At 70.8% G+C, this 22138-nt stretch carries 23 protein-coding genes; 15 read left to right on the forward strand and 8 right to left on the reverse strand.

Annotated elements, in window-relative coordinates:
* Positions 1 to 145 precede the first annotated feature (145 nt).
* The 3 genes from ACFQ0P_RS10940 to ACFQ0P_RS10950 are packed head-to-tail and all read left to right on the forward strand — an operon-like array spanning position 146 to position 2978.
* Positions 146 to 742 carry a nitrobindin family protein gene (locus tag ACFQ0P_RS10940; protein ID WP_204978733.1) on the forward strand — a complete coding sequence of 199 codons (597 nt, stop codon included), beginning with the start codon at positions 146 to 148 and terminating at the stop codon, positions 740 to 742.
* The gene (ygfZ, locus tag ACFQ0P_RS10945; RefSeq protein WP_204978734.1) at positions 742 to 1851 is read left to right on the forward strand and encodes a CAF17-like 4Fe-4S cluster assembly/insertion protein YgfZ; all 1110 of its coding nucleotides are present in this window, start codon (positions 742 to 744) and stop codon (positions 1849 to 1851) included. Before ACFQ0P_RS10940 ends, ygfZ begins: the two co-directional genes overlap by 1 nt.
* A complete protein-coding gene (locus ACFQ0P_RS10950) occupies positions 1848 to 2978 on the forward strand; it encodes an FUSC family protein (protein WP_204978735.1) in 1131 nt (376 codons plus the stop codon). Before ygfZ ends, ACFQ0P_RS10950 begins: the two co-directional genes overlap by 4 nt.
* Before the next feature lie 3 nt (positions 2979 to 2981).
* Here the strand turns inward: ACFQ0P_RS10950 and ACFQ0P_RS10955 are convergent, their stop codons facing one another.
* Positions 2982 to 3824, reverse strand: coding sequence for a class I SAM-dependent methyltransferase (locus tag ACFQ0P_RS10955; protein WP_204978736.1), 843 nt, complete (start codon positions 3822 to 3824; stop codon positions 2982 to 2984).
* 62 nt (positions 3825 to 3886) lie between these two features.
* Here ACFQ0P_RS10955 and ACFQ0P_RS10960 point away from each other — a divergent pair, with 62 nt between their 5' ends.
* A complete protein-coding gene (locus ACFQ0P_RS10960) occupies positions 3887 to 4636 on the forward strand; it encodes a phosphoglyceromutase (RefSeq protein ID WP_204978737.1) in 750 nt (249 codons plus the stop codon).
* A 114-nt stretch (positions 4637 to 4750) separates the two neighbouring features.
* Here the strand turns inward: ACFQ0P_RS10960 and phoU are convergent, their stop codons facing one another.
* Positions 4751 to 5440: a phosphate signaling complex protein PhoU gene (gene phoU, locus ACFQ0P_RS10965; RefSeq protein ID WP_204978738.1), complete on the reverse strand. Its 690-nt coding sequence runs from the start codon at positions 5438 to 5440 to the stop codon at positions 4751 to 4753.
* Between the two features lie 165 nt (positions 5441 to 5605).
* Here phoU and ACFQ0P_RS10970 point away from each other — a divergent pair, with 165 nt between their 5' ends.
* Both ACFQ0P_RS10970 and ACFQ0P_RS10975 read left to right on the forward strand, forming a co-directional pair.
* Entirely contained in the window at positions 5606 to 6841 is a 1236-nt protein-coding gene (locus ACFQ0P_RS10970) for a sensor histidine kinase (protein WP_204978739.1), read from the forward strand.
* Positions 6838 to 7521: a response regulator gene (locus ACFQ0P_RS10975; RefSeq protein WP_204978740.1), complete on the forward strand. Its 684-nt coding sequence runs from the start codon at positions 6838 to 6840 to the stop codon at positions 7519 to 7521. The genes ACFQ0P_RS10970 and ACFQ0P_RS10975 overlap by 4 nt, the downstream gene beginning before the upstream one ends.
* 67 nt (positions 7522 to 7588) lie before the next feature.
* Here the strand turns inward: ACFQ0P_RS10975 and ACFQ0P_RS10980 are convergent, their stop codons facing one another.
* On the reverse strand, positions 7589 to 8089 hold the full coding sequence (locus tag ACFQ0P_RS10980; RefSeq protein WP_204978741.1) for a DNA modification methylase: 501 nt from the start codon (positions 8087 to 8089) through the stop codon (positions 7589 to 7591).
* 144 nt (positions 8090 to 8233) lie between these two features.
* On the opposite strand from ACFQ0P_RS10980, the gene ACFQ0P_RS10985 reads away from it, so the two are divergent.
* Complete coding sequence (locus tag ACFQ0P_RS10985) at positions 8234 to 8716, forward strand: CarD family transcriptional regulator (RefSeq protein WP_204978742.1); 483 nt, start codon at positions 8234 to 8236, stop codon at positions 8714 to 8716.
* 38 nt (positions 8717 to 8754) lie between these two features.
* Positions 8755 to 9960, forward strand: coding sequence for a 2-C-methyl-D-erythritol 4-phosphate cytidylyltransferase (gene ispD, locus ACFQ0P_RS10990; RefSeq protein ID WP_204978743.1), 1206 nt, complete (start codon positions 8755 to 8757; stop codon positions 9958 to 9960).
* Here ispD and ACFQ0P_RS10995 read toward each other — a convergent pair whose 3' ends face one another.
* Together ACFQ0P_RS10995 and ACFQ0P_RS11000 are read right to left on the reverse strand one after the other, a co-directional pair.
* Positions 9961 to 10428, reverse strand: coding sequence for a GNAT family N-acetyltransferase (locus ACFQ0P_RS10995; protein WP_204978744.1), 468 nt, complete (start codon positions 10426 to 10428; stop codon positions 9961 to 9963).
* A gap of 42 nt (positions 10429 to 10470) precedes the next feature.
* Complete coding sequence (locus ACFQ0P_RS11000) at positions 10471 to 11412, reverse strand: DMT family transporter (RefSeq protein ID WP_204978745.1); 942 nt, start codon at positions 11410 to 11412, stop codon at positions 10471 to 10473.
* 32 nt (positions 11413 to 11444) lie between these two features.
* Between ACFQ0P_RS11000 and cysS the strand changes: the two genes are divergently transcribed.
* The 3 genes from cysS to ACFQ0P_RS11015 all read left to right on the forward strand — a co-directional run bounded on the left by cysS (position 11445) and on the right by ACFQ0P_RS11015 (position 14694).
* The gene (gene cysS, locus ACFQ0P_RS11005; protein WP_204978746.1) at positions 11445 to 12980 is read left to right on the forward strand and encodes a cysteine--tRNA ligase; all 1536 of its coding nucleotides are present in this window, start codon (positions 11445 to 11447) and stop codon (positions 12978 to 12980) included.
* Positions 12973 to 13968: a 23S rRNA (guanosine(2251)-2'-O)-methyltransferase RlmB gene (gene rlmB, locus ACFQ0P_RS11010; RefSeq protein WP_204978747.1), complete on the forward strand. Its 996-nt coding sequence runs from the start codon at positions 12973 to 12975 to the stop codon at positions 13966 to 13968. The genes cysS and rlmB overlap by 8 nt, the downstream gene beginning before the upstream one ends.
* Before the next feature lie 84 nt (positions 13969 to 14052).
* Positions 14053 to 14694: an NAD(P)-dependent oxidoreductase gene (locus ACFQ0P_RS11015; RefSeq protein WP_204978748.1), complete on the forward strand. Its 642-nt coding sequence runs from the start codon at positions 14053 to 14055 to the stop codon at positions 14692 to 14694.
* On the opposite strand, the gene ACFQ0P_RS11020 is transcribed toward ACFQ0P_RS11015, so the two are convergent.
* Positions 14695 to 15699: a ketopantoate reductase family protein gene (locus tag ACFQ0P_RS11020; protein WP_204978749.1), complete on the reverse strand. Its 1005-nt coding sequence runs from the start codon at positions 15697 to 15699 to the stop codon at positions 14695 to 14697.
* Positions 15700 to 15838: 139 nt separating this feature from the next.
* Here ACFQ0P_RS11020 and ACFQ0P_RS11025 point away from each other — a divergent pair, with 139 nt between their 5' ends.
* From ACFQ0P_RS11025 to ACFQ0P_RS11035, 3 genes are read left to right on the forward strand one after another with little or no spacing between them, the layout of a single operon-like run.
* Positions 15839 to 17305, forward strand: a complete 1467-nt coding sequence (locus tag ACFQ0P_RS11025) for an amidohydrolase family protein (RefSeq protein WP_204978750.1) — start codon at positions 15839 to 15841, stop codon at positions 17303 to 17305.
* A gap of 25 nt (positions 17306 to 17330) precedes the next feature.
* Positions 17331 to 17642 (forward strand): Dabb family protein, encoded by a 312-nt coding sequence (locus ACFQ0P_RS11030; protein ID WP_204978751.1) that lies wholly within the window; start codon positions 17331 to 17333, stop codon positions 17640 to 17642.
* On the forward strand, positions 17639 to 18697 hold the full coding sequence (locus ACFQ0P_RS11035; protein WP_204978752.1) for a zinc-dependent alcohol dehydrogenase: 1059 nt from the start codon (positions 17639 to 17641) through the stop codon (positions 18695 to 18697). The genes ACFQ0P_RS11030 and ACFQ0P_RS11035 overlap by 4 nt, the downstream gene beginning before the upstream one ends.
* On the opposite strand, the gene ACFQ0P_RS11040 is transcribed toward ACFQ0P_RS11035, so the two are convergent.
* Both ACFQ0P_RS11040 and ACFQ0P_RS11045 read right to left on the reverse strand, forming a co-directional pair.
* Entirely contained in the window at positions 18698 to 19399 is a 702-nt protein-coding gene (locus ACFQ0P_RS11040) for a helix-turn-helix domain-containing protein (RefSeq protein ID WP_378772154.1), read from the reverse strand.
* A gap of 132 nt (positions 19400 to 19531) precedes the next feature.
* Positions 19532 to 20572: a ketopantoate reductase family protein gene (locus ACFQ0P_RS11045; RefSeq protein ID WP_204978754.1), complete on the reverse strand. Its 1041-nt coding sequence runs from the start codon at positions 20570 to 20572 to the stop codon at positions 19532 to 19534.
* A 130-nt stretch (positions 20573 to 20702) separates the two neighbouring features.
* Between ACFQ0P_RS11045 and ACFQ0P_RS11050 the strand changes: the two genes are divergently transcribed.
* Complete coding sequence (locus ACFQ0P_RS11050) at positions 20703 to 22133, forward strand: amidohydrolase family protein (protein ID WP_204978755.1); 1431 nt, start codon at positions 20703 to 20705, stop codon at positions 22131 to 22133.
* The last annotated feature ends 5 nt before the right edge of the window (positions 22134 to 22138 follow it).

Raw genomic sequence — 22138 nt, forward strand, 5'->3', positions numbered from 1 at the left:
CCCGTCACTAGACTGGGGCCATGAACCTCTTCGCGCTCGAGCTCTTCTTCGTGGGTCTTCTCGGTCTTGCGTCGCTCGCGATCGCCTTCACCTCGGTCGTCGTTCTGAAGAACCTGTACCGCGGCCAGCGCTGATCGGCCGCGACGTGTTCGATCTGCCGACCGACCTTCCCGCCGACCTCGCACCGCTGTCGTGGCTCGTCGGCGTGTGGGAGGGAACCGGCGTCATCGACTACGCCGACCACACCTACAGCGGTGAGTTCACGCATCGCGTGAGCTTCAGCCACGACGGCGGCGACTATCTCAACTACTCCGCCAGCGCGTGGCTGAACGGCGAGGGCGATGCTCGAACGCCGCTGGTGTCCGAGATGGGCTACTGGCGCCTCTCGCGGCCGGCGACGGATGCCGACCCCGGCCCCGGACTCCTTCCGCCCGTCACCTCCGCGCCGGCGCGGACGGTCGACGACGTCGAGCTGCTGCGCAACGCCGAGGACGGGTTCGACATCGAGGTCGTCCTGGTGCATTCCGACGGCGTGAGCGAGCTCTACCTCGGTCAGATCCGCGGACCCCGCATCGACATCGCCACCGATGCCGTGGTGCGCCCCGCCGGAGCGAAGACGTACGCCGCGGCATCCCGCATGTACGGTCTCGTCGACGGCCACCTTCTGTGGGCGTGGGACATGGCGGCGCTCGGCCACGAGCTCGGGGCCCACGCCTCGGCGCGACTCGCGCGGGCGGAGTGATGGACAGCCCGTTCGCAACCCTCCCCGGTGCCGTCGTCGACGAGGCGGGGCTGCAGCACCTCGGCAGCCCTCTCGCCGAGCAGCGATCCCTCGCCGCCGGATCGGCGGTCGCGGTACTCTCGGATCGCGCGGTCCTGGCCGTGCCGGGAGAGGACCGCCTGTCATGGCTGGACTCGCTCACGTCCCAGGCCCTCACCGGGCTGAAGCCGGGAGTGAGCACCGAACTCCTCGTCCTCGACCCTCACGGGCACGTCGAGCACGCGGCATCCGTCATCGACGACGGCGAGACGACGTGGCTCATCGTCGACCGCGCCGACGCCGAAGGACTTCTCTCGTGGCTGCGGAGGATGCGCTTCCGCCTGCGCGTGGACCCGCGCGACGCGAGCGACGAGTACGCGGTGGTCGGCGGAACCCGTGCGGCCCTTGCCGCCGTCGCTCCCGCCGATCCCGCGGGAGCCCCGCTCGTCTGGACGGACCCGTGGCCCGACGTCTCCCCGGGCGGCCACGCGTACGCGATGACCTCCCCGCACCCGGGCGCCGAGCGCGACTGGGCGGAGGCGATCGTCGGCCGCGACGAGGAACGACGGATCGCCGAAGCCGCGGCGCGCGGTGAGCTCGCGCTCGCCGGACTCGTCGCCGCCGACGCGCTGCGGGTGGCCGCGTGGCGCCCGCGCTGGTCGGCGGATGTCGACGAGCGCGCGCTCCCGCATGAGCTGGACTGGCTGCGCACGGCCGTGCACCTGAGCAAGGGCTGCTATCGGGGTCAGGAGACGGTGGCCAAGGTGCACAACCTCGGGCACCCCCCGCGTCGCCTCGTCGCGCTCCAGCTGGACGGCAGCGCGAGCGTGCTGCCCGCCCGTGGCGCGATCGTGCGGGCCGGCGACGATGCTGTCGGCGCGGTCACCTCGGCCGCGCTGCACTACGAGGAAGGGCCGATCGCCCTCGCCGTTGTCCGCCGGTCGACCCCGACGGGCGCGACGCTGCTCGTCGAGACGGACGACGGTCCGATCGCGGCGGCCCAGGAGGTCGTCGTTCCCCCCGAAGCGGGCGCGACGGCCAACGTGCCGCGGCTCACCAGGCTCTCGCGCCGGGCCGCCGCGCAGCGGTGAGCGCGGGCCGGGCGGATCAGGGCGGCGCCGGCTCGCCGCCCACCACCACGGCCGTTCCGACGGGATGGCGCGCGCGCCTGAGTCCGCGTCCCGCGCTCGTGCGGGTCCGGGACTCGGCCATCCCCATCCTGCAGATCGTCGTCGCCGCGACCGGGGCGTACGCGTTCGCACACTACGTCCTCGGGCACCCCGCGCCGCTCCTCGCGGCGACCGTCACCGTCGGCAGCCTCGGGCTGGTGCGCGACGCGCGACCCCGCCGCGTGCTCGAGACCGTGCTGGGCATGCTCGTGGGCATCCTCGTCGCCGAGCTCCTCCTCCTGCTCACCGGCACCGGGTGGTGGCAGCTCGCTCTCGCCCTCGGGCTCACCCTCGTCGTCGCGCGCCTGCTGTCACCGCAGCCGGCGTTCGCCATCGCCGCCGCCATCCAGTCGCTCATCGTGATGGTGATCCCGGCGACGGCGCCGTTCCTGCGCCTCGTCGACGGCGTCATCGGCGGCATCGCGGCCCTGCTCGTGACCGCGCTGATCCCGCGCAATCCGCTGCGCGACGCGCTCCGCGAGGGGCGTGCGCTCTTCGCCGCCGTCGAGCGCACCTCCGCCACGCTCACGCAGGCGCTGCGCCGCGGCGACCGGCTGCGGGCCGAGCGCGGACTCGAGAAGGCGCGCTCGCTCCAGCCGCTCCTGGACGAGTGGCGCACGTCACTGGAGTCGGGGATCGCGATCGCCCGCATCTCGCCGTTCCTCCGGCGGCAGCGGTTCGAGCTCGCACGGCAGGACCGCATCCGGGAGGCCGCGGAACTGGCCACCCGCAACCTCCGTGTGGTCGCACGCCGCGTGGTGTACCTGTGCGACGACGGGAAGAGCCGCCCGGTCGCCGCGGATCTGCTCGCCGAGATCGTCCGCGGCGCCGGGTTCGTCTCGGACTCGCTGGACGACATCTCGCTCGAGCCGGCCGCACGCTCCGCGCTTGCGGCCGTGGCATCGCGGCTCGATCCCGCCGAGCTGCTCCCCGGCGCGTCTTTGGGCGATCAGAACCTCATCACGGCGCTGCGTCCCCTCGCGGTGGACCTGCTGGTGGCGACCGGCATGTCGCCGCAGGAGGCGCGAACGGTCGTCCCGCGCATCTGAACGTCAGCCCGGCGCGACCGCGCTCCACGGCACCGTCAGCTCGCCGAGCCGCCAGCGCGAGCGTGCGCCGACCGGCCACCCCGCACGCACGAGGGCATCGAGGGCGCCGCGCCATCGCTCCACGGGCCCGAAGGGCGAGAGGGCGGCGGCCCGCTCCCACTCGGCGTCCAGCGCCGTCAGCAGCGCGTGGATCCGCTCGCCGGGGACGTTGCGGTGGATGAGTGCCTTGGGGAGCCGCTCCGCGGCGACGGACGGATGCTCCAGCCCGGCGAGCCGCAGAGACACGGTGAACGACCGGGGGGTCCCGTCCGGATCGAGCGCGACCCACGTCGCGATCCGGCCGAGCTCGTCGCAGGTGCCCTCGACGAGCAGGCCTCCGGGCGCGAGCCGCGCCGTCATCGCGTCCCACGCGCCGGTGACCTCGCCCTCGTCGTACTGGCGCAGCACGTTGAAGGCGCGGATGATCGCCGGACGGCGGCCCGCCGGAGCGGGCACCTCGAACCCTCCGACGGCGAACGAGACGCGCGCGCCGGGGTCGAACGGCGTCCGGCCCGCGCGCACCGCGGCGAGCTGCTCGCGCGCCCGCTCGACGCGCGCCGGATCGATCTCGAGCCCGAGGACCTCGACGTCCGGCCGTGTGCGAGCGAGGCGCGCCTGCAGCTCGAGCGCCGTCACGCCGCTCGCACCGTAGCCGAGGTCGACCACGAGCGGATCGTCGGTCCGGCGCAGAGCCGGGTGGCGGGCGAGCCAGCGGTCGATCCGACGCAATCGGTTGGTCCCGGTCGTGCCCCGCGTGACCCTCCCCACCCGCCGCGCGTGCGCAGCGGGGGAGCGGACGGGGCGCATGCCCCCATGATGCCAGCGTCATCGGCCCGGCGGCCGTGCGGGGCGTCGATATCATGGGGCTCATGACCGCGCCCTACACGCTGATCCTCCTCCGACACGGCCAGAGCGAGTGGAACAAGACCAACCAGTTCACCGGCTGGGTCGACGTCCGTCTCACCGAGCAGGGCAAGGCCGAAGCCGCGCGCGGCGGCGAGCTGCTCGCCGAGTCCGGCATCCTCCCCGATGTGCTGCACACGTCCGTCCTCAGCCGGGCCATCCAGACCGCGAACATCGCCCTGGACACGGCCGACCGCCTGTGGATCCCCGTGAAGCGCTCGTGGCGCCTCAACGAGCGCCACTACGGCGCCCTCCAGGGCAAGGACAAGGCGCAGACCCTCGAGGAGTTCGGCGACGAGCAGTTCATGCTGTGGCGGCGATCGTTCGACGTGCCCCCGCCGCCCCTTCCCGCCGACGACCAGTACAGCCAGGTCGGCGATCCGCGCTACGCGGGCATCGACGGCGAGGTGCCCGACACCGAGTCGCTCAAGATCGTGATCGACCGCATGCTGCCCTACTGGCACAGCGACATCGTGCCCGACCTGAAGGCCGGCAAGACCGTGCTCGTCACGGCGCACGGCAACTCGCTGCGCGGGCTCGTCAAGCACCTCGACGGCATCAGCGACGCCGACATCGCCGAGCTCAACATCCCCACCGGCATTCCGCTCGTCTACCGCCTCGACGAGGACCTCGCGCCGGTCGAGCCCGGCCGCTACCTCGACCCCGAGGCCGCCGCCGCGGGCGCTGCGGCGGTCGCCGCCCAGGGCAGCAAGTGAGGTCGACTCAGGTCGATTAGCCGCGCAGCGGCGTATCGAGACCTCGCGAAGACCAAGACAACGGACCGGATGCCTCGGCTGAGAGGCATCCGGTCCGTTTCGTGTGGCGGGGGATTACGGCTGGACGGTCTCAGCCGTGATGATGTCGAGCGCGTCGGTCGCGGGGGTCCAGTCGCCCGTCGAGAGGTAGGCGACCTTCTTCGCCACCGAGACGGCGTGGTCGGCGAATCGCTCGTGGTACCGGCTGGCGAGGGTGGCATCGACGGTGGCGGATGCCTCACCCTGCCAGCTGTCGGAGAGGACCTTCTCGAACACGGAGACGTGAAGGTCGTCGATCACGTCGTCGGCGTTGCGGATCACCTCGGTGAGGCTGAGGTCCTGGGTGCGCAGCAGCTCGGTGAGCTGGCGCGCCACCTCGACGTCGAGCTCGCCCATCTTGGTGAAGGTCGACTTGAGTCCCTTCGGGATCGCGCGCTCGGGGAACCGCATGCGGGTGAGCTGCGCGATGTGCTCCGCGATGTCGCCCATGCGCTCGAGCGACGCGCTCATGCGCAGTGCGCTGACCACGATCCGCAGGTCGCGGGCGACCGGCTGCTGGCGCGCGAGGATCTCGATGGCGAGCTCGTCGAGGGCGACGGCCTTCTCGTCGATCACGGCGTCGTCCTCGATGACCTCCTCGGCCAGGGAGACGTCGCTCGTGCTGAACGCTCTCGTCGCCTTGTCGATGGCCACCGTGACGAGCTCGGCGATCTCGACGAGGCGACCCTGCACGTCCTCGAGCGACTGATGGAAGACTTCGCGCATGACGCACCTTTCGTGACTCGGGCGGCAGCGGCCGCCACGATGCCTGGCGATTGTCGCCAGCGAAGGTTAACGAACGGTGCCGCCGCGGTGAATAGTACCCGGCGCGGCCGGCGCGCGGCGTTCGGTTGGCGAAACGGCGATCCGGCATCCCTCTACGCTGTGACCATGGACACGACGCAGCTCGCGCTGCTCGCCCTCCTCGCCGGCGTCGTCATCGGGGGCTCCGTCTCCGCGCTCATCGCCGGCTCCCTCCGTGCGCGCGACCGCGCCAGGGCGGAGACCTCGCTGGCGATCCCCGAAGGGGTGCGCGAGGTGCTGCACGGCATGGACGACGCCGCGGTCGTCGTGGATGCCTCCTCCACGGTGCTCGCAGCCTCACCCCCGGCCGCGCCGTTCCACTTCGTCGAGGGGCGGACGGTTCCCGCCGACGATCTCCGCCGCATCGCCCGCGCGGCCCGCGACGGAGGCGCGCCCGCGAGCGAGACGATCCGCCTCCGCCGCGGAGCGCCTCCCGCTGAGCCGCGGCTCGTCATGGTGCGGGCCACGCGCATCTCCCCGCGGCTGACCCTCCTGGTCCTGCGCGACGTCACCGAGCACGAGCGCGTGGAGCAGATGCGGCGCGACTTCGTGGCCAATACGAGCCACGAGCTGAAGACCCCGGTGGGAGCAGTGAGCCTGCTCGCCGAGGCGATCGAGATGGCCGCCGACGATCCTCCCCAGGTCCGGGTGTTCGCGGCGCGGCTGTCGGCCGAGGCATCGCGCCTCGCCCTCCTCACGTCGCGCATCATGAACCTCTCCCGCCTCCAGTCGTCGGACGAACTCACCGAGGAGCGGGACGTCTCGGTCGACGAGGTCGTCGCCTCGTCGGTGGACGCCCACGCCATCCAGGCCGACTCGGCGGGAGTCACGGTCGTCCGCGGCGGACGGCGCGGACTCTACGTCCGCGGCGACGCCCAGGTGCTGAGCGAGGCCGTGGGGAATCTCATCGCCAACGCGATCGCTTACTCGCCGCAGGGGTCGAGCGTCGGCGTCGGCGTGAAGCTCGTCGACGGCATCGTGGAGATCGCCGTGACCGATCGGGGCATCGGCATCGCCGAGGGAGAGCAGGACCGCGTCTTCGAGCGCTTCTACCGCGCCGATCCCGCCCGTGCGCGGCGCACCGGCGGGAGCGGGCTGGGACTGTCGATCGTCAAGCACGCCGTGCAGCGGCACGGCGGCGAGGTCCGGCTGTGGTCGCGCCCCGGGCGCGGGTCGACGTTCACGATCCGGCTCCCCGAGACGCTGGCGCCCGTCGAGCAGGCGGCGCCCAAGCGCACGCGCAAGAAGAAGAAGAAGACCGCACCGGCGACTGCGCCGGCCGAGGCATCCCACCCGCTTTCCACGAACGGAGACCCCGCATGACCCGTGTCCTGATCGTCGAGGACGAACCCGACCTCGCCGACCCGCTGGCCTACCTGCTGCGCCGCGAGGGGTACGACGTCGAGATCGCCGAGGACGGGCCGGCAGCCCTCGTCGCGTTCCGCGAGCGCGGAGCCGACATCGTGCTGCTCGACCTGATGCTGCCCGGAATGCCGGGGACCGAGGTGTGCCGGCAGATCCGCACGACATCCACCGTGCCGATCATCATGCTGACGGCGAAGGACTCCGAAGTGGACATCGTGGTCGGGCTCGAACTGGGCGCCGACGACTACGTCACCAAGCCGTACTCCGCCCGCGAGCTGCTCGCTCGCATGCGCGCCGTGCTGCGCCGCTTCTCGCAGGTGGACGCCGACCTCGACGACCGGGTCCTCGAGGGTGGGAGGGTCGTGCTCGACATCGACCGCCACACGGTCGCCGTCGACGGCGCGGAGATCAGCATGCCCTTGAAGGAATTCGAGCTCCTCGAGGTACTCATGCGCAACGCCGGCCGGGTGCTGACCCGCGGCCAGCTGATCGACCGGGTGTGGGGGAGCGACTACTTCGGCGACACCAAGACGCTCGACGTGCACATCAAGCGGATCCGCTCTCGCATCGAACGAACCCCCGGCACGCCGGAGATGCTCGTCACGGTGCGCGGACTCGGCTACCGGTTCGAGGGCTGACCGCCCGCACGTACAGACCCTCCCGGCGCTTCGTGCCGGGAGGGTCTGTGCGTGTCGGTGAGTGGGCTCAGCCTTCGCTCTCGACCTCTGTCACCGTGGGGACGAGGGGCGCGAGGTAGGGCAGCTCGCCGTCGAGGACGGGCACCGAGATGAGCGTGCCGTCGCCGTCGCCCGACTGGAAGTAGCCGGGGATGTCGGCTCCCGGCGGCGTGTAGAGCCCCTCGACGAGAATCGGGTCTTCGCCGTCGGCGCCGAGGCTCACCGTGGTGCGCGCGGGGACGGTCTGCTCGAAGGACTGGGCGCTCGAACCCTCGCCGAGTTCGATGCGCAGCGTGTGCGACTCGTCGGTGTCGTTGACGATGGCGGCCACGAGGTTGCCGACCGCACCGTCGTCGGTCGCCACGATGAACGCATTGCGCACGTCGAGCGGGCCGGAGTCGTAGACGTTGACGCCCTCAGCCGCCGAGTACTCGATCGTGGTGGCCTGGGGCGAGATCATGCTGCAGCCCGTCGTGCCGAGGACCAGGGCGGTGGCGACGGCGATCGACGCGAGATGACGGGGTTTCACGGGTCCTCCCAGGACGGATGACGGCTTCCTCAGCATTCTAGGGGTTCGATGAGGCGGAGCGAGGCCTGTGCGCGGGGCCGGGGCGGCGAACCTTAGCGTATGTCGCCTGTGGTATCCTGGAGGTTGCCGAAAGGACATAACTCCATGCTTTTTGAGGTTGGCGAGACGGTCGTTTACCCCCACCACGGCGCGGCAACGATCATCGAGGTCAAAGACCGGATCATCAAGGGCGAGACCAAGAAGTACCTGAAGCTCAACGTCACCCAGGGCGACCTCATCATCGAGGTCCCCGCCGAGAACGTCGACCTCGTCGGCGTCCGTGACGTGATCGGCAAGGACGGTCTCGACAAGGTCTTCGAGGTGCTCCGCGCTCCCTTCACGGAAGAGCCCACCAACTGGTCGCGCCGCTACAAGGCGAACCTCGAGAAGCTCGCTTCCGGCGATGTCATCAAGGTGAGCGAGGTCGTGCGCGACCTGTGGCGCCGTGACCAGGACCGCGGCCTGTCGGCGGGCGAGAAGCGCATGCTCGCGAAGGCGAAGCAGATCCTCATCTCGGAGCTCGCTCTCGCGGAGAAGACCGACGAGGAGAAGGCCAGCGTCATCCTCGACGAAGTCCTGGCCAGTTGACGGCTGAGCGGGTGCACGACACCCGCTAGCGTGGTCGCGTGACCATCGCACCCGTTCCCCGCGTCGGCATCATCGTGGTCGCGGCCGGATCCGGGACGCGACTCGGTGCGGGAGCCCCCAAGGGGTTCGTCGGAATCGACGGGCACACCATCCTCCGGCACGCATTGGCGCGCGTCTTCGCAGCGTCTGCGGCCCAGGTCGTGGTCGTCGCTCCCTCGAGACGCGAGGGCGATGCCCTCAGCGAAGCGCTCGAGGCGGCGCAGGACCGTCGTGACCTCGTGACCGTCGTCGCGGGCGGCGAGACGCGACAGGCGTCCGTCGCCGCGGGCCTGGCAGCCCTCTGGGGCGACGTCGAGGTCGTTCTGATCCACGATGCGGCCCGCGCGCTCACCCCGCCGGAGGTCTTCGAGCGCGTGCGGGACGCCGTCGATTCGGGCGCCGACGGCGCCATCCCCGTGCTGCCGGTCGTCGACACGATCAAGCGCGTCGCCGGCGAGGACATCGTGGGTGTGGTCGATCGCTCCGAGCTCGCCGCCGCGCAGACGCCTCAGGGGTTCCGCCGCGACGTGCTCGACGCGGCCTATCTCCGTGCGACGCGGGACTTCACCGACGACGCTGCGCTCGTGGCGGATGCGGGCCACCGCGTCGTCGCCGTGCCGGGGCATCCGCTCGCGTTCAAGATCACGACTCCCGCCGACCTCGATCGCGCCCGCGGTCTCGTCGCCGAGGCACCTCTCGTTCCTTCGACCGCGCGCCTCGAGCACGACACGCCGATCCCGCGGGTCGGGATCGGGACCGACGTCCACGCCTTCGGCGGCGACGGGTCCCTCTGGCTGGCGGGGCTCGAGTGGCCCGGCGAGCCGGCGCTCTCGGGTCATTCGGACGGCGACGCGGTGGCTCACGCCATCGTGGACGCGCTGCTGGCCGCCGCGGGGCTCGGCGATATCGGCACGCACTTCGGTACGGACCAGCCGCAGTACGCGGGCGCGCACGCGGACGCCTTCCTCGCACGGACGCTCGGCCTCCTCGGCGAGGCGGGGTGGCGCGTCGGCAACGTCTCGGTGCAGGTGCAGGCGAATCGTCCGCGGTTCGCCGGCCGACGCGGCGAGGCCGAAGCAGCGCTCTCGGCGGCCCTCGGCGGTGCGCCCGTGTCGGTGTCGGCGACGACGACCGACGGACTCGGCTTCACCGGCCGCACGGAGGGCGTCGCGGCGTTCGCAGTCGCTGTCGTCGTGCGCGCCTGATCAGATCTCGCGGGTCATGAAGACCGAGAACGGATCGGGGGAGTAGCCCTCGAAGGGCCCGCACTCGACGAAGCCCTCACTGGCGTAGAGGCGCTGCGCGGGCAGGAACTCCGCCGTCGATCCGGTCTCGAGCCACAGGCTCGTCATGCCGCGTTCGCGTGCCGCCGCCACGATGTGCCGGAGCAGCGCTCTCCCCACGCCGGTGCCCAGGAAGCGGTCGTCCACGCGCATCGACTTCAGCTCGCCGCGCTCATCATCCAGGGCCTTCAGCGCGCCGATGCCGGCGAGCTCGCCGCCGATCCACGCCGACCAGAAGGAGATCGACGGATGCCTCAGCCGGTCGAGATCGAGCGCGTGCACGCTCTCGGGCGGAGACGTGTCGTGCATCCCCGCCAGGTGCGCGGCGATGAGGCGGCGGGTCGCCTCGCCGGACAGGTCGTCGTCCCGGATGTCGATGGTCGTCTGCATGTCGTCAGCAGTGTGCCACGGCCGGATTGCGCGGAGGTTTCGTCACGCCTCGACCGCGTACGGCTGCGGATCGCGAGGAGAGCGAGAACCCCAGGCCAGCAGTGCGAGGCCCGCGCCGAGCACCACGAGGCCCATGATCGCGAGCGCCGACAGCCGCTCGCCGAGGACCACGATGCCCAGAATGCTCGCCGTGAGCGGCTCTCCGAGGGTCAGCGTCGCGGCCGTCGCGGCGGTGAGACCGCTCAGGCCCCACGTGAAGAGCACGTACGCGACGGAGATCGTGGCCAGGCCCAGCCACAGGGCCATCGCCGCGCCGCGCGGCGCGGCGAGCCACGTGAGATCGACGAACGGCACGGCAACCGCGCAGATCAACGCCGAGCTCGCCCCCATCGCCCCGACGACGGTGAACGGATCCCAGCCGGCGTCCAGCAGACGTCGCTGGGCGTTCGCGATGACCGCGAACGACGCTCCCGCGCCGATCGACCCGAGGAGGCCCACCGGGTCCGTCCCGCCGGAACCGCCCGCCTCCCCGCCGAAACCGAGGAGCACCACACCGAGCGTCGCGAGGGCGGTCGCGCCCATCCAGGTGGGGCTCGGCATCCGCCGCGTGAGCGCCCACTCCAGCAGGCCCGCGAGAATCGGCGCGGAGCCCAGAGCCACGACGGTTCCCACGGCCACGCCGTTGAGCGAGGTGCCCAGGAAGAACAGCGGCTGATAGATCGAGATGCACACACCCGTGAGCACCATGAGGGCCAGCGCGCGCCATCCGAGTCGCGGGGGTGCGGCGGTATCCGGCGGACGGCGCCGCGCGTGCCGCGCAGCGAGGAGGAACGCGATGATCGCGAGGCCCGTGCCGCCGATCACCATGCGCACGACGCCGATCGAGAGCGGGGTCGTGGCGTCCGGGCCGAGGGCCTGGGACGTGCCGGTCGTGCCGAACAGCATGGCTGCGGCGAGGACGGCGAGTACGTGCACGACTCCCATTTGTACCGGAACCGCGCGGGTAGTCTGGTGCGGTGACGGTTCAGCTCTATGACACCAAGGCGCAGGCTCTGCGTGACTTCGTGCCCGGCGATCCCGAGAACGTCACGATCTACGTCTGCGGCCCGACCGTGCAGTCGGGTCCCCACATCGGGCACCTTCGCGGAGCCCTGAGCTTCGACATCCTGCGCCGCTGGCTCGCGCACCGCTTCCCGCGCGTGACGTTCGTGCGCAACGTCACCGACATCGACGACAAGGTGCTCGCCAACGCGACCGACGCCGAGCCGTGGTGGGCCCTGGCATACCGCATGGAGCTCGAGTTCACGCGCGCGTACGCCGCGATCGGCATTCTGCCCCCCACCTACGAGCCGCGCGCGACGGCGTCGATCCCGCAGATGCAGGAGCTCATCGGGCGTCTCATCGCCGCGGGTCACGCCTACCCAGCCGCGCCGGGAACGGATGCCGCGGGCGACGTGTACTTCGACGTGCGGTCGTGGGCGGGCTACGGCTCGCTCACGAATCAGTCGCTGGACGCCATGGAGCCTGCTGCCGACGCCGACCCGCGCGGCAAGCGCGATCCGCGCGACTTCGCGCTGTGGAAGGGCGCCAAGCCCGGAGAGCCCTCCTCGGCGACGTGGGAATCGCCGTGGGGAGAGGGGCGGCCGGGCTGGCACATCGAGTGCTCGGCCATGTCGCGCCGCTACCTCGGCCCCGAGTTCGACATCCACGGCGGCGGCCTGGACCTCCGCTTCCCGCACCACGAGAACGAGCTCGCGCAGTCGACGGCGGCGGGCGACCCGTTCGCGCGGTACTGGGTCCACAACGGCCTCGTGACCGTGAACGGTCAGAAGATGTCGAAGTCGCTGTTCAATTTCCTGCTCGCCTCCGACGTCCTCGAAGAGATCGATCCGCTCGTGCTCCGCTACGCGCTGGCCGCCGCGCACTACCGGTCCAGCCTCGACGTCTCGGAGCGCGCCTTCGAGGAGGCGGCGGCGGCCGTCGGTCGCATCCGCACCTTCCTCGAGCGCGTGGAGCGCACGCCGAGCCCGTTCGAATGGCGGGCCGAGCCGCCCGCAGGGCACGACCGCGACGCCGTCGAACCGGAGCCGGGCAGCCCGTGGTCCGACCAGCCTCCCGCCGCGTTCGCCGCCGCGATGGACGACGATCTGGGCGTGCCGCAGGCGCTGGCCGTCGTCCACGACGCCGTCCGCGCGGGCAACTCCGCTCTCGACGCCGGCGACGACGATGCGGCGTGGGAGTGGGCGCGACAGGTGAGGAAGATGACCTCGATCCTGGGCCTTGACCCGCTCGACGCGCAGTGGCGCGCGTCGGACGCCTCGGCCGAGGCATCCGCCCTCGACGCGCTGGTGCAGGAGATGATCGCACAGCGCGCGGTCGCGCGCGCCGAGAAGGACTGGGCCGCGGCCGACCGCATCCGCGATGCGATCGCCGCGGCGGGAATCGCGCTGGAAGACAGCGCAGACGGAACACATTGGGGTGTCGCCGACACCCCCGCTCCGCGCCGCGGAGCCGACGGGGCGCAGCCCCGCGTGAGGAGAACAGATGGCTAAGCCAGGACGCCCCGGCGCCGCGAAGGGCAAGAAGGGCCCCACGAAGGGCACCGGAGGCAAGAACAAGCGTTCGCTCGAGGGCCGCGGGCCGACCCCGAAGGCCGAGGACCGTGCGTGGCACCCGGCTGGCAAGCGCAAGGCGGCCGCCGAGCGCTACGCCGCCGCCGGTGGCAAGGGGCGCCCCGGCGCGAAGCCGGGCGGGAGCCAGGGTCGCGCGCCCAAGTCGAAGTCCGGAGACGACAGCGAGACGGTCACCGGCCGCAACTCCGTGCTCGAGGCGCTCCGCGCGAAGATCCCGGCCACGGCGTTCTACATCGCTCAGCGCGTCGAGATGGACGACCGCGTGAAGGAGATGCTGTCGATCGCGACGCATCGCGACATCCCCGTGCTCGAGGTGACGCGTCCTGAACTCGACCGGATGGCCGGCTTCGACGGCGTCCACCAGGGGGTGGCGCTGAAGGTGCCGCCGTACGAGTACGCGCACCCGCAGGATCTCCTGGAGGAGATCGTCGCGGACGACCGGCTGCCGCTGCTCGTGGCGCTCGACGGTGTCACCGATCCCCGCAACCTCGGCGCGATCATCCGCTCCACCGCGGCGTTCGGCGGACAGGGCGTGATCGTCCCGCAGCGGCGCTCCGCGGGCGTGACCTCCGCGGCGTGGAAGACGAGCGCGGGAGCGGCCGCCCGCATCCCCGTCGCGATGGCGCCGAACCTCACGACCACGCTCAAGGAGTTCAAGAAGCAGGGCGTGTTCGTGCTGGGCCTCGCGGGCGACGGCGACGTGTCCCTCCCCGCTCTCGAGCTGGCCGATCGTCCCGTGGTGATCGTGGTCGGCTCCGAGGGCAAAGGGCTGTCGCGCCTCGTGACCGAGACGTGCGACCAGGTCGTCTCCATCCCGATCTCGGCGGCGGCCGAATCGCTCAACGCGGGGATCGCGGCATCCGTCGCGCTCTACCAGGTCGCCACGCTCCGCAGCGCGCGGGGGTGACGGGACGCCGTCCTCCGGCGTATTCATGGGAATGAACCGGCGGGCGACGATCTTGCATCCGGCACAACCGTCGAAAGGAACAGCATGGCTCGCATCGCCGTCATCGGAGGGACCGGCTACGCCGGCAGCAACATCGTCGCCGAGGCGGTGAGCCGCGGTCACACGGTCGTGTCGGTCGCGCGCAGCGTCGCATCCGACCGCGTCGAGGGGGCGACCTACGTCGAGGGAACCCTGCTCGACGTCCCCAGCCTCGTGGCCGAGCTGGAAGGGGTCGAAGTCGTCGTTGTCGCCGTCCCCGCGCGCGGCGACATGGCGGGGCAGGTGCGCAGCAATGTGGCCGAGCTCGTCGCCGAGCTTCCCGCGGAAGTCCGCGTCGGGGTGATCGGCGGGGCGGGCGGCAGCCTCGTCGCGCCGGGAGGCGAGCGCGTCGTCGATCAGCCGTCGTTCACGGAGGAGTACAAGCCGGAGGCGCTCGAGGCGATCGGCATCCTCGAGGATCTGCAGCAGGGGCCCGCGTCTCGCGACTGGTTCTACGTCCACCCCGCGGGCGGATTCGGCGCCTGGAACCCCGGCGAGCGCACGGGGCACTACCGTGACGGCGGCGACGTGCTGGTCACCGACGAGGACAGGGAGTCCTTCATCTCGGGCGCGGACCTCGCGGTGGCCGTGGTCGACGAGATCGAGGAGCCGAAGCACTCGCGCGAGCGCTTCACCGTGGGCTACTGATCAGGGGCGCAGGAGCGCCGCGTTCTCGGGACCGGGAGGCAGCTCGCCGCTTTCGATGCGGCGCGCGAGCGTGGTCACGGCGGAGTTGACGGGAGTGGCGATGCCGAGGCGCTCGCCCTCTGCGGCGACGAGCCCGTTGAGATCCCCGGCCTCGCTGCGCCGTCCCTTACGCCAGTCCTGCAGGACGGTCGTCGTGGCTCCAGCGACGACGAACCGGTCGTAGAGGATGTCGAGCATCGCCTCGACGATCGTGTCCTCCTCCGCGATGTCGGCCTCCCCGAGCCCGAAGATCGGCAGCGGGCGGTGTCCGCGGGCGCGCCCGACGGCGAGCGCCTCGTCACCGGCGGCGAGCATGGCTTCGCGGACGCCGGGAACCTCGATCGCGTCGGCCATGGGCAGGCCGAGGGATGCGGTCGTGACGAGGACGCAGGAGTTGCTCACCAGCTTCATCCACTTGGCCGAGTCGATGTCTGCGAACCGCGCCACCGCGCCCGACGTCGAGAGGAGCTCGGCGACGATGTCGGCTCGCGGGTCTGCGTCGACGGCGAACCACGACCTCTCCGGAGCGGTGTGACGGTGGACGATGCCGGGCTCGTTCATCGTCGACGACACCTCGATGACCGTGCCGACGGCCCTGTGGGGACCGACGGCGGCGGCGACGGCATCGGTCGTCATGCCGTTCTGGAGGGCCACCACCAGGCCGTCGCCGGAGACCACCGGAGCGATGAGCTCCGCCGCCCACCGGGTGTCGTAGGCCTTCATCACGATGAAGACCACGTCGAAGGGATGCCGCAGCTCGGCGACCTCGCACACGTGCAGCGCGTGGGGCTGCACGGTGAGCTCCCGGTCGGGCATCGCGATGCGAAGCCCGACCGACCTCATGGCCTCGACATGCGCGGGCCACTGCTCGATCAGAGTGACATCGTGGCCGGCGGCGAGGAGATCAGCCCCGATCGACGCGCCGTTCGCGCCCGCGCCGAGGACGGCGATCGTCGGTCGTGTCATGTTGACCCCTTGAGTATTGGTTTACAGTGTCGTGGTTCTTGGTCGAGTCATGTGCGCTTGGTGCACAAAGTACTTGATTTTGCGACGATTTGGAGTGAGAGTGTAAACCAACGGTGAACATTCTCAATGAGGAGAACACATGAGCGTTCCAGCCCCTCACTCCGACCAGTTCGGTGACGACCGCCCGTTCGTCTTCCGCAACGCGACCGTCATCACGATGGACTCCCCGGGAGTCCTCGAGGGCGCCGACGTCCTCGTCATCGGCAAGGACATCGCGGCCGTGGGAGTCTCGCTCGAGGTCCCCGAGGGGACCCTCGAGATCGACGCCTCGGGAGGCATCGTCACGCCGGGCTTCGTCGATACGCACCGGCACATGTGGCAGACCGGTCTGCGCGGTTACGGCGGCGACTGGGCCCTCAGCCAGTACTTCGTGTTCTACTACCTCAATTGGGGAGAGGTCTTCCGTCCGGAGGACGTCTACGCGGGCAACCTGCTCAGCGCGCTGGAGTCGGTCGACACCGGCGTGACCACGACCCTCGATTGGTCGCACGGACTGCGCACGCCGGAGTACGGGGAAGCCGCCCTCCAGGCGTTCCGCGAGATCCCCGGCCGGTTCGTGCTGGCCTACGGGAACTATCTCGGCGCGCCGTGGGAGTGGTCCAACAGCCCCGAGTTCCGCGAGTTCGTGACGCGCAACTTCAACGCCCCCGATGACATGCTCGGGCTCCAGCTCGCCTTCGACGTCCCCGGCGCAGCCGACTTCCCGGAGAAGGGAGCCTTCGAAACCGCGCGCGAACTGGGTCTGCGGGTCACGACGCACGCGGGGGTGTGGGGCGCGACGACCGACACGGCCATCACCCAGATGTACGACGCCGGCTTCATGGACGACTCCGTCACGTACGTGCACTCCGCCTCCCTCAACGAGCAGAGCTACCAGAAGATCGCCGCAACGGGCGGCACCGTCTCGGTCGCGACCGAGTCCGAGCAGAGCGCGGGACAGGGATACCCGTCGACCTGGGCGATCCGCCGGCACGGCATCCCCGCGTCACTGTCGATGGACACGAGCGTGTGGTGGAGCGCCGACTTCTTCTCGGCGATGCGCGCCACGCTGAGCGCGGACCGGTCGCGCGATCACCTCGAGGCGCACGCGCGCGGCGAGACGATCGTCGCGAATCGCCTCCGCGCCGAGGACGTGCTCCACATGGCGACGATGGGCGGCGCGAAGTCCCTGGGTATGGAGGACACGATCGGATCGATCACTCCCGGCAAGCGCGCGGACCTCCTGCTCATCAAGAACGACGAGTCGCCGGCGATGACCCCGATCCTCCACCCCTACGCGCACGTGGTGTACCAGGCGGGAACCGCCGACGTCCACACGGTCGTCGTGAACGGTCGCGTGGTGAAGTACGAGGGCCGTCGCCTCGGTCTCCCTCTCGCGCCCATCCGCGACAAGGTCGCCGCCTCCGTCGAGTACGTGAGGTCCAAGCTCGGCGAGCAGGCCTGGCAGGAGGGGATGCACCCCGAGATCCCCGTCGACGAGGAGATCGAGAACCCGTACCGCTACACCGACGGCGACGCGCACGTCGTCGCGCAGGGGCGCGAGTGAGGCAGCGACGGGGCGGGAGGGCCCGATGATCCTCCACGTCGCCCTCTTCCGCTGGCAGCCGGGCGTCACCGACGACGATGTCGCCCGTCTGGTCGCGGCGCTCGAGGAGATGGCGCGCGGCATCCCGGAGATCCGCGGCTACCGCTGCGGCGCCAACCTGAGACTGCGCCCGAGTCCGGCCGATTTCGCCGTCGTCGCCCTCGTCGACGACGAAGCTGGCCTGTCCGCCTACCTCGACGCGCCGTCCCACGCACGGGTGTACTCCGACCATCTCACGGCGATGGTCGCCGACCGGCAGGCGTCGCAGCTGACCGTGCCGGACGGGGTCGCCCTGTGACCACGACGAAGGCGGCCGTTCTGCACGCCGCCGGCGATCTGCGCATCGAGGATCGAGTGGTCCGTTCGCCCGGTCCGGGCGAAGTTCTGGTCCGCGTCGGCGTGTGCGGGGTCTGCGGCTCGGACGCGACGGAGTACTCCCGCGGACCGGTGCTGACCGTGCTCCCTGTGACACTCGGCCACGAGTTCGCGGGCGTCGTCGAGGCCGTGGGCGAGGGCGTCGGCCTTCCCGTCGGGGCGACGGTCGTCTGCGGCGCGGGGATCTCGTGCGGGCGGTGCAAGCCCTGCCGCACGGGTCGGACGAACCTCTGCCGCTCCTACCGGACGGCGGGGCTGCAGGTCGACGGCGGCCTGGCCGGTCACGTCGTCGTCCCCGAGAGCATCCTCCTCGACGTGTCCGACAGCGGTCTGCCGCTGGACACGCTCGGCCTCGCCCAGCCGATGTCGATCGCCGTGCACGCCGTCTCCCGCAGCGGCCTCAGAGCGGGGCAGGATGCCGTCATCGTCGGTGTCGGAGGCATCGGGGCGTTCCTCGTCCATGCCGCCGTCGCCACCGGGGCGCGAGTCCTGGCCGTCGACCGCAGCCCGGAGCGCCTCGCGCTCGCCACCCGTCTGGGGGCTGCGGCGACGGGGACGGCGGGGAATGTGTCGCTGTCCGACCGGCTCGACGAGCTCGGCTGGGAAGCCGACGTCCTCTTCGAGGTGAGCGGCTCCTCTGCGGGACTCGCGGAGGTTCTCTCCGCCGCGCAGCCCGGTGCGACGATCGTGCCGGTCGGCATCCAGCGCGGCGACGTGGATGTTCCCCTCGGCAGTTGGACCCTGCGCGAGTACACCATCATCGGGACGGTCGCACACGCCTTCGCCGCCGACCTGCCCCGCGCGGTGGAACTCCTCGGCGCTCGCGCGGATTGGACCGACATCGCCTCCGAGGTCATCCCGCTGTCGGGCGTGGTGGCCGATGCGCTCGAGCCGATGCTCGCGGGGAGGAGCCGTCAGGTGAAGACGCTCATCGACCCGTGGATCGACGAAGATCGCCCCGCGGTGCACACGGCCTGATCAGTCCAGGTCGTCCATGGCGCGAAGCACGTCGACGGCGGAGCCGATCGACGTCGGCGGTGCCTGGCCGACGCCGGACGCGGGCGGCATCGACTGGTTCTGCTCGCGACGACCGACCACGAACCAGATCCCGCGGGCGATCCGGTCGCTGCGATTCAGATACAGGTGCGGACGAACCGAGTCGAAGTGCAGGCTGTCGCCGGGGCGCAGGGTGTAGGTGTCGAAGTCGATCTGGACGGTCAGCTGGCCCTCGAGCAGATAGGCGTACTCGACGCCGGCGTGCCGCATGAGCTTTCCCTCGACCGAGCTGGTCGCTCCGGGCTCGTAAGTGACGAGCAGAGCATCGGCCGGACCTTCGCCGGCGGCCAGGCGCTCCCAGCGCACCCCGTTCTCCATCTCGAGCACGGGATTGTCCTCGGCACGCTGCACGGCGGCTCGGCCGGTGGTGACCGACGGCGCCGCGGACGGTGCGGACTCCGCCGCTGGCGCGGCAGCCGCGGTGACGCCGAGGAGCTCGTCGATCGAGATGCCCAGGTACGTCACCATCGCGTAGAGCGTCGAGACGGACGGCTGGGTCTTGCCGGTCTCGACCTGAGAGATGAGGGATGCCGAGACCCCGAGTGCGCTCGCCACGCTCCGCAGGCTGAGACCCTTCTGCAGGCGGGCCATGCGCAGTCGCCCACCGATGTCCTCAGCGACCACGGCAGCTCCTCTCGTGGGGGGATCGGGCAGCCTCATGAGCTCGATCCCGACCCGTGGAGGTTCAGGCTACCGTTCTGGCACCGTTCATCGTGTACGCCTCGCCTGTACAGCCGTGTCCACCCAGAGGATCTGCTATGCGGGGACGGCGACATCGAGGAGCATCTCCCGGTTGCGTGGACTGCGCTCGAGCCGCCCTGCCTCGATCTCCTGCGCGAGACGCACGACGTGCGCGTTGACGGGTGCAGCGGCCCCGGCGCGCCGGAGGACGTCCACGACCAGGCCGTTCACCTCGGCGTACTCGGAGTGGCGGCCCTTGATCCAGTCCTGAAGAACCGTCGTCTTGGTGTCCGGCAGGGAGTAGCTCTCGAGAACCTTGCCGAGCAGGTCCGCCGCGTACTGGTCGGGGTCGTCGACCTTCGCGTCGAGCAGGCCGAAGATCGGGACGAGCGCGCAGCCGTCGGCGACGGCTGCGCGCGCCGCCTCCTTGCCGCACTCGACCATGAAGTCGTGCACACCGGGCATCGCCACGGCATCCGCGAGGGCGACATCGAGGATTGCGGACGGGACGAGCTCGCCCGCGTTGGCGACGAGCTTCATCCACTTCGACGACCGGATGTCATCCGACACGGCGACGGTGCCGGTGTGGGAGAGGACGCGCTGAACCTCCCCCTCGCGGCCGCGAGCAGAGTCGTCGTACGCGCCGACGGCGAACCACGAGCCGCTGGCCGGGGTCTGCCGGTTCACGATCCCCGGCTCGTACATGTTGGAAGCGATCTCGATCACGGCGCCCATGGTCCGGTGCGGCCCGACGGCGGCGGCGATGTCGTCCTGGGTCATGCCGTTCTGGAGTCCGACGACGAGCCCGTCGTCGGCGAGGTAGGGCTTGATGAGCTCGCACGCCCACCGGGTGTCGTAGGCCTTGACGACGACGAAGACCATGTCGAAGGGCTGCCGAAGGGTCGCCACCTCGCACAGGTGCATGGCGGTGACCGGCGTCACACGTGTCTCCGCGGGCAGGCGGACCTCGATGCCGCGGGCCTTCATGGCCTCGACGTGGGCGGGCCACTGCTCGATGAAGGTGACGTCCAGCCCCGCCCGGACGAGATCCTCCCCGATGCCGGCGCCCTGCGCTCCGGAGCCCAGGATCGCGATCCTCGGTTGCGTGTCCACCATGGGTCCTCCTCGACTCAAGGGTTGATCAGCGTGCGTTTCCGCTGTACACAAGCGTCTTGACTGTACAGTCCTGTTCAGTAGAGGGCAACAAAGTGGTGCTCGCGGACGCAGTCCGACGCGAAGGAGCGAGATGCGAACCCTGATCCGCGGCGTAGCCGCCGCCACGGTGGACGACGAGATCGGCGACCTGGACGACACCGACATCCTCGTCGACGACGGAGTCATCTCACGCATCGAACCGGGCCTCGTGGTGGACGCCGACGAGGTGATCGACGGCCGGGGGATGATCGCGATACCCGGCATGGTGGACACGCACCGCCACACATGGCAGACCGCGCTGCGCGGCATCCTGGCCGACGGCAACATCCCGGACTACCTGCGCGGGATCCGCCTGCAGATGGCCCCGCGGTACACCGCCGACGACATGTACGCGGGCAACTACGTCGGCGCGCTCGACGCACTCAACAGCGGCGTGACGACGCTGGTCGACTACTGCCACAACATCCTCGACCCCGAGTGCGCCCACGCCGCCGTCGGAGGGCTGCGCGACGCGGGCGTGCGCGCACTGTATGCGCACGGGCTGACGCCGATCCTGACCAATACGTGGAGCCAGTCGCGAGGCGGCTCGAGCGGGGGAGATCCCTCCGACCTCGAGACGCGCGCCCAGCTGGCGGAGGAGATCCGCAGCGAGTACTTCGCGAGCGACGATCAGCTGCTCCGGTTCGGCATCGCCCCGCAGGAGCTCGCGATCGCGCCGATCGATGACGTCGTGCGCGAGTTCCGGCTCGCACGCGACCTCGGCGCGCGGATAACGATCCACGCGAACCAGGTGATGGTGCGCCAGCTCTTCAAGGATGTCGAGGTCATGCATCGGCACGGTCTGCTCGCGGACGATCTCCTGCTCGTCCACTGCACCTTCAACACCGCGGACGAGTGGGCGATGCTCGAGGGAACGGGGGTCACCGTCTCGGTCTGCGCGGAGACGGAGATGCAGATGGGGATGGGATACCCCGCGATCAGTGAGACGACACGCCACACGCCGGGTCCGAGCCTGGGCATCGACTGCGTCAGCGGCAACAGCGGCGACATGATCTCGCACAGCAGACTCGTCCTTCAAGCCTCGCGCTACCGCGCCGACGAGCCCGGGTACGCCCGGTGGCTCGCGCCGCAGGTGATGTCGTGGACGACACGCGATGCCCTGCGCTGGGCGACCATCAACGGTGCGCGAGCCGCCGGCATCGACCACCTGGTCGGCTCGCTGACGCCCGGAAAGCGGGCCGACATCGTGCTCGTGGACATGCGGGGCGTGAGCCAGGCGGGCTGGAACCGTGCGGATCCGACGGGAGCGGTCATCTCGCAGGCCAACGCCGGCTGTGTGGACACCGTGCTCGTCGACGGCCGGGTCGTGAAGCGGCGCGGCGTGCTGACCCATGTCGACCCGTCCGCTGCCGTACGCCGGCTGGAGGAGTCGCACGATCGGCTCTACGGCGAGATGCGTCGCCACGGGGGCTTCATCCCTCAGCCCCCCATCGACATCCCCCTCTACCGTGAGCGGGCTTAGGTCCG

The organism is Microbacterium insulae (assembly GCF_042677065.1).
Classification (GTDB): Bacteria; Actinomycetota; Actinomycetes; order Actinomycetales; family Microbacteriaceae; genus Microbacterium; species Microbacterium insulae.

What these genes read in the sequence shown, in the direction of transcription:
- ygfZ (WP_204978734.1), top strand. Translation starts at nt 742, where the DNA reads ATGGACAGCCCGTTCGCAACCCTCCCCGGTGCCGTCGTCGACGAGGCG.
- ACFQ0P_RS10955 (WP_204978736.1), bottom strand. Translation starts at nt 3,824, where the DNA reads ATGCGCCCCGTCCGCTCCCCCGCTGCGCACGCGCGGCGGGTGGGGAGG.
- ACFQ0P_RS10960 (WP_204978737.1), top strand. Translation starts at nt 3,887, where the DNA reads ATGACCGCGCCCTACACGCTGATCCTCCTCCGACACGGCCAGAGCGAG.
- phoU (WP_204978738.1), bottom strand. Translation starts at nt 5,440, where the DNA reads ATGCGCGAAGTCTTCCATCAGTCGCTCGAGGACGTGCAGGGTCGCCTC.
- ACFQ0P_RS10970 (WP_204978739.1), top strand. Translation starts at nt 5,606, where the DNA reads ATGGACACGACGCAGCTCGCGCTGCTCGCCCTCCTCGCCGGCGTCGTC.
- ACFQ0P_RS10975 (WP_204978740.1), top strand. Translation starts at nt 6,838, where the DNA reads ATGACCCGTGTCCTGATCGTCGAGGACGAACCCGACCTCGCCGACCCG.
- ACFQ0P_RS10985 (WP_204978742.1), top strand. Translation starts at nt 8,234, where the DNA reads ATGCTTTTTGAGGTTGGCGAGACGGTCGTTTACCCCCACCACGGCGCG.
- ACFQ0P_RS10995 (WP_204978744.1), bottom strand. Translation starts at nt 10,428, where the DNA reads ATGCAGACGACCATCGACATCCGGGACGACGACCTGTCCGGCGAGGCG.
- ACFQ0P_RS11000 (WP_204978745.1), bottom strand. Translation starts at nt 11,412, where the DNA reads ATGGGAGTCGTGCACGTACTCGCCGTCCTCGCCGCAGCCATGCTGTTC.
- rlmB (WP_204978747.1), top strand. Translation starts at nt 12,973, where the DNA reads ATGGCTAAGCCAGGACGCCCCGGCGCCGCGAAGGGCAAGAAGGGCCCC.
- ACFQ0P_RS11015 (WP_204978748.1), top strand. Translation starts at nt 14,053, where the DNA reads ATGGCTCGCATCGCCGTCATCGGAGGGACCGGCTACGCCGGCAGCAAC.
- ACFQ0P_RS11020 (WP_204978749.1), bottom strand. Translation starts at nt 15,699, where the DNA reads ATGACACGACCGACGATCGCCGTCCTCGGCGCGGGCGCGAACGGCGCG.
- ACFQ0P_RS11025 (WP_204978750.1), top strand. Translation starts at nt 15,839, where the DNA reads ATGAGCGTTCCAGCCCCTCACTCCGACCAGTTCGGTGACGACCGCCCG.
- ACFQ0P_RS11030 (WP_204978751.1), top strand. Translation starts at nt 17,331, where the DNA reads ATGATCCTCCACGTCGCCCTCTTCCGCTGGCAGCCGGGCGTCACCGAC.
- ACFQ0P_RS11045 (WP_204978754.1), bottom strand. Translation starts at nt 20,572, where the DNA reads ATGGTGGACACGCAACCGAGGATCGCGATCCTGGGCTCCGGAGCGCAG.
- ACFQ0P_RS11050 (WP_204978755.1), top strand. Translation starts at nt 20,703, where the DNA reads ATGCGAACCCTGATCCGCGGCGTAGCCGCCGCCACGGTGGACGACGAG.